General features: G+C 41.7%; 4 protein-coding genes. 2 read left to right on the top strand and 2 right to left on the bottom strand.

What is annotated here, in order from left to right:
• Positions 1-21: 21 nt before the first annotated feature.
• Positions 22-1,719: a glycine--tRNA ligase gene (gene glyS / locus F7C14_RS10020; protein WP_290902470.1), complete on the top strand. Its 1,698-nt coding sequence runs from the start codon at positions 22-24 to the stop codon at positions 1,717-1,719.
• On the opposite strand, the gene F7C14_RS10015 is transcribed toward glyS, so the two are convergent.
• Positions 1,716-2,135 (bottom strand): Sjogren's syndrome/scleroderma autoantigen 1 family protein, encoded by a 420-nt coding sequence (locus F7C14_RS10015; protein WP_290902468.1) that lies wholly within the window; start codon positions 2,133-2,135, stop codon positions 1,716-1,718. The genes glyS and F7C14_RS10015 overlap by 4 nt on opposite strands.
• Positions 2,136-2,183: 48 nt before the next feature.
• Between F7C14_RS10015 and F7C14_RS10010 the strand changes: the two genes are divergently transcribed.
• Positions 2,184-2,435: a UPF0147 family protein gene (locus F7C14_RS10010; protein WP_012965924.1), complete on the top strand. Its 252-nt coding sequence runs from the start codon at positions 2,184-2,186 to the stop codon at positions 2,433-2,435.
• A 407-nt stretch (positions 2,436-2,842) separates the two neighbouring features.
• On the opposite strand, the gene F7C14_RS10005 is transcribed toward F7C14_RS10010, so the two are convergent.
• Positions 2,843-3,016, bottom strand: coding sequence for a hypothetical protein (locus F7C14_RS10005; protein ID WP_290902465.1), 174 nt, complete (start codon positions 3,014-3,016; stop codon positions 2,843-2,845).
• Between the last annotated feature and the right edge of the window lie 196 nt (positions 3,017-3,212).

The following is a 3,212-nucleotide window of genomic DNA, read 5'->3' as shown; positions in this document are numbered from 1 at the left end:
CCTTAACGCTAACCTAAAACCATGAGCGAAATCATGGAAATGCTCGTCAGAAGAGGATTTCTCTGGCAGTCCTTCGAAATCTACGGAGGAATGGCGGGCTTCATCGATTACGGTCCTTTGGGAAATGCAGTAAGGAGGAAACTCGAAAACCTGTGGAGAAAATATTTCGTGATCAACGAAAGGAGCGTTGAAATAGATACGCCAACAATAGGTGTTGAAGAAGTTTTCATAGCTTCGGGGCATGCTGAGGGTTTTACAGACGTTGCGATTGAATGCGAGAGTTGTGGAAGGGTTTTTAGAGCTGATCACTACATAAAGGAGAAGCTGAATATTGAAGTGGATCCGACGATAGAGAGGGTTTGGGATGTTGTTGTTGAATTTAACTTGAAATGCGAGTGCGGTGGAAATTTCAAAAAACCGTTCCACTTCAACTTAATGTTCGAAACGAAAATCGGTCCTGGGAAAGGTAAAAAGGGTTATCTCCGCCCAGAAACAGCTCAGGGTATTTTCATAGCTTTTAAAAGACTCTCAAATTACTTTAGGGACAAGTTGCCTTTCGGCGTGGCTCAAATTGGAAGGGCTTACAGAAACGAGATAAGCCCGAGGCAGGGAGTTATAAGGCTTAGAGAGTTCAATCAGGCGGAATTGGAGTTTTTCTGCCATCCCGGGGAGAAAAAGCATCCGGAATTTTACAAGTACGCCAACGATGTTGTCACCCTCGTGGACAAATTCGATAAGGAGCATAAAGTTACTTTGAAGGAGGCTGTTGAGAAGGGAATAATAGCGCACGAGCTTTTAGCGTACTTTATAGGAAAAACGAGAAGATTTTTACTTGAAGCTGGAGTTAAGGATGAGAAGCTTCGTTTTAGACAGCACAAAGACGATGAAAGAGCCCATTATGCTGTGGATTGTTGGGACGCCGAAGCTTTAACCTCCTACGGCTGGGTTGAAATTGTAGGAATAGCGGACAGAAGCGACTACGATTTAAGCAGACACACGCAGTTCAGCGGCGAGGATTTGAGCGTTTTCGTTCCGTTTAAGGAGCCTATAAAGGTAAAAAGGAAAAAGGTCGTTCCGAATTTAGCTAAACTCGGACCAGTTTACAAAGACAAAGCTAAGAAAATTGCTGAGGAGCTTGAGAAGCTCGAAAATGCTGAAGACGAAGTCGAAGTCGTTGTGGACGGTGAAAAAATAAAGCTCTCCAGAGAGTTCTATGAGATAAGAGAGGTCGAAGAGGAAGTGCACGGAGAAAGGGTAATACCGCACGTTGTAGAACCGTCTTTCGGTTTGGACAGAATTACCTACGTTTTGCTCGAGCATGCATTCGATAAAGATGTCGTTGACGGAGAGGAGAGGAGGGTGCTTAGACTGAAGAGGTGGATCGCTCCAATAGATGTGGCTGTGCTACCTCTACTCTCAAGGGAGGAGTTCCAGAAAAAAGCTCTGGAAATCGTGGAGATGTTAAGAGAAAGTGGAATTTACACAGAATACGACGATTCGGGAAGTATAGGGAGAAGATACAGAAGGTTTGACGAGATAGGCGTTCCGTTCTGCGTTACCGTGGACCACCAAACATTCGAAGACAACACAGTGACCATAAGAGACAGAGACACGACGAAGCAAGTGAGAGTTAAGGTGGAAGAACTCGTAAGCATTCTGAAGGAATTGCTTAACAGCGAAAGGAGCATAGAGGAGTTTGGCGAAATTTTTAAAGCTTAAGAGTTTCTGAGCTTTTTCAACCTTTCACTCAACTCAACTATTTCGTTTAGAATCGAAATGATCTCCTCCATCTCCCTCAAACTGTCAGCTTTAACGAGCTTTTCCGAGAGTTTCTTCATAACTTCTGTCAGATTTTCCTCAACGTAATCGAAATTTACAGCAAATCTCGTTTTCGTAGGAGCCACTTTTTCTTCCTTTTTTTCGACAACCTCTTTTTCCTCTTTCTCTTCTTCTTTAATCTCTCCTACCTTTTTTACGTAATTTTCCACAATTTCGTACTCCACTTTACATCCGGGACAAAACGTTTTACCCTCGTGCCTGAACAAAGGCAATCCGCAATCTTGACAGTGAAACTGAAGCATTTTTGCTCCCTTGTAAAGAAGTTCGGCTGCTTCCGAAATTTTTTTATCCACCATGAGTTTATTAGCGAACAAAGTGTAAATTTCTTTTTCGGAGGTGATGACATGAACGAAGCTCTGAAGAATGCGTTGGACATTTTGAATAAGATAATCCACGACGATTCCGTTCCGAGAAACGTTAGGAGAGTTGCAAGCGAAATAAAGGAGGAGCTAAGTTCGGGAGAAAACATAGCGGTAAAAGCCGCTACAGCCATTTCAACTCTTGAGGAGCTTTCAGCAGATCCAAACCTACCGATGCACGTAAGAACTATGATATGGAACTTAACGAGCCAGCTTGAAAGGTTGGCTGTCGAGTAGCCTTTTTCTTTCTATCTGCTTTTTACTTCCAAAAACCTCTTGATTATCAAATTGCTTTTTGCAGCATTAATTCGAAGTTGAGAGCATATTGAGTCGATTAAGTTCAGACTTTTTTATCTTTCCTGTAAAATCCCGTGTTGTGTATATTCGAAATTTGTACTGAGTCTTCGGGCATTTCCATTGTCGTCATCTCTAAGTTAAAAGCAACTTTTCAGAGAGATTAGCGACTCTTACGGTTCTTCGCTTCGTCATGCAAGATTTCATCAGAACTAATTCGTTTTTTTCAATGTCTATAGCAGAGAAAACGTAAAACTTCTTTTTGTTAGCTTTAACAACAGTTTCGTCAATCGCTGCGAGATTTCTTTTCTTCTTCTCAGTCGAAATTGGTAGTTTTTCTTCAAACTTCTTTACCCATTTCCAGACAGTTGTGTGGGAAATAGGACGAAACTCAGAGAGATTTTTGCAGTCCTCCTTGCCGAAGAAGTTTGGATGTAAGTTGCTATGCCAAAAATCCTGATGACGTTCGGAAACCTTTCCCTCTCAAAGAGATTAAGCCCTTCCACTAATTCTTTCAGCTTCATCAAAGTTAGTTGAAAAATATTCTGGGAGAGTAAAGTTTACGGGTCTGTTAATTCCATACTGCGATCTTATATTTGTCCGTTAGTACCGCTGATAGTAGAGCTAATTAAAGCAAGCAAAAGTCAGATTCGTCTTTACTCTTAACGAAATTTCGAGCTTTGGTTGTGAAAACAGCTGTTAGAGATAAACGGGCAGAAT

The sequence above is a fragment of the Ferroglobus sp. genome (assembly GCF_015521575.1).
Classification (GTDB): Archaea; Halobacteriota; Archaeoglobi; order Archaeoglobales; family Archaeoglobaceae; genus Ferroglobus.
Note: the sequence above shows the minus strand (reverse complement) of the source record. Positions and strands in the feature narration are given on the sequence as shown.